Source organism: Streptosporangium sp. NPDC002721 (assembly GCF_042888905.1).
Lineage (GTDB): Bacteria > Actinomycetota > Actinomycetes > Streptosporangiales > Streptosporangiaceae > Streptosporangium.
Genome location: NZ_JBIAQI010000087.1, coordinates 1 through 2,136 on the forward strand (window position 1 = coordinate 1; position 2,136 = coordinate 2,136).

Consider the following 2,136-nt stretch of genomic DNA (forward strand, 5'->3'; position numbering starts at 1 on the left):
CCCACGGGCAAGGTTTCGGTGTACGGGGTGCAGCCCGACGGGCGCCTGACCTACGCCGCGATCGACGCGGCCACCGGCCGACGCACCCACGGCAACGTCGTCTCCACCACCACCCTCGGCTTCACCCCCAAAGCCATCGCCACCCTCAACTTCAACACCCTCCTGGTCACCGAGGACGGCCCCGAAGGCAAGCTCTACCGCGTCGACATCATCACCAACAACAACAGCCTGTCCTTCCACCCCCCCGTCCACCTCGACAACGGCTACACCCACGACCTGCTCGCCTTCGACGGCACCTACCTGTTCGGCATCGCCGACGGCGTCCTGCGCCGCTACGCCGTCTACACCGCCAAACCCACCAGCACCGACATCTCCGGAAGCGCCCTCATCGGCCGCGGCTTCACCCTCAAAACCCTCACCACCACCGCCACCAACTGGCTCCTGGGCACCACCGACACCGGCCTGCTGCTGTCCTACCGCGTCAAAGGCATCGAAGACTACGACCGCCACCAGCTCAAAGACGCCACCTGGGAAGGCATGAGCCACCTCCTGTCCCCCGGCGGCGGCGTCTACTACGGCCACCTGCCCAACGGAGCCCTCTACCGCTACCGCGACCTCAACCCCCACGACGCCAACGGCGACGACATCACCGGCCACGGCACCGTCGACACCAACGGCTGGTCCCAAACCCTCCTGTCCGCCCAACCCAACACCGTCAGCTGACCCCCGACCTCGTCCCAGCCGGCAGCGGCCGCTCTTCGTTAAGGACTCTCCACATGTTCGGTTCTCTCTTGTCCCGTGCCGCCATCACCATCACGACCGTCGTCGCCGTTCTCGGCCTGTCGGGAACCGTGCACCCCGCGATGGCGGAGCCCGTTCCCCCCAGGCCCACCACGGCCTCGGACGTCGACGCCGCCTACCAGCTCGCCGCCTGCGACTCCAACGGCACCACGGCGACCGACGCGGCACTGGCCACACAGCTCAACGGCACCCTGGACGCCAAGATGCGCGGTTACATGTCCGCCTATCGCGTGTCCTGCGCGCGCATGGTGATCAAGGCGGTGCGGGACCGCGGCCTGGACGCGCGCGCGGCCGTGATCGCCGTCGCCACGGTCATCGTGGAGACCAGCATCCAGAACATCAGTGAGGAGGTCGACCACGACAGCCTCGGGTTGTTCCAGCAGCGGGCATCCTGGGGAAGTGCGTCCCAGCGGCTCAACCCGACGTGGGCGACCAACGCCTTTCTCGACAAGATGCTGCGGGTCTATCCGAACGACAGCTGGAAGACCAAGCCCGTCGGCGAGGTGGCGCAGGGCGTGCAGGTGTCGGCCTTTCCTGAGCGGTACCAGGTCCAGGCCGCCGACGCGCAGATCATCGTGAACACGATACTTCCCTACGTCAACGCGCCGAGAGGCAAGGTTTCGGTGTACGGGGTGCAGCCCGACGGGCGCCTGACCTACGCCGCGATCGACGCGGCCACCGGCCGACGCACCCACGGCAACGTCGTCTCCACCACCACCCTCGGCTTCACCCCCAAAGCCATCGCCACCCTCAACTTCAACACCCTCCTGGTCACCGAGGACGGCCCCGAAGGCAAGCTCTACCGCGTCGACATCATCACCAACAACAACAGCCTGTCCTTCCACCCCCCCGTCCACCTCGACAACGGCTACACCCACGACCTGCTCGCCTTCGACGGCACCTACCTGTTCGGCATCGCCGACGGCGTCCTGCGCCGCTACGCCGTCTACACCGCCAAACCCACCAGCACCGACATCTCCGGAAGCGCCCTCATCGGCCGCGGCTTCACCCTCAAAACCCTCACCACCACCGCCACCAACTGGCTCCTGGGCACCACCGACACCGGCCTGCTGCTGTCCTACCGCGTCAAAGGCATCGAAGACTACGACCGCCACCAGCTCAAAGACGCCACCTGGGAAGGCATGAGCCACCTCCTGTCCCCCGGCGGCGGCGTCTACTACGGCCACCTGCCCAACGGAGCCCTCTACCGCTACCGCGACCTCAACCCCCACGACGCCAACGGCGACGACATCACCGGCCACGGCACCGTCGACACCAACGGCTGGTCCCAAACCCTCCTGTCCGCCCAACCCAACACCGTCAGCTGACCCCACC

The 2,136-nt window shown here is 67.1% G+C and carries 2 protein-coding genes; both read left to right on the top strand.

What is annotated here, in order from left to right:
* The coding region (locus ACFYWM_RS44645; RefSeq protein ID WP_389927967.1) for a hypothetical protein at positions 1-723 on the top strand (723 nt) is incomplete at its 5' end.
* Between the two features lie 53 nt (positions 724-776).
* A complete protein-coding gene (locus ACFYWM_RS44650; RefSeq protein WP_389927970.1) occupies positions 777-2,129 on the top strand; it encodes a hypothetical protein in 1,353 nt (450 codons plus the stop codon).
* Positions 2,130-2,136 lie beyond the last annotated feature (7 nt).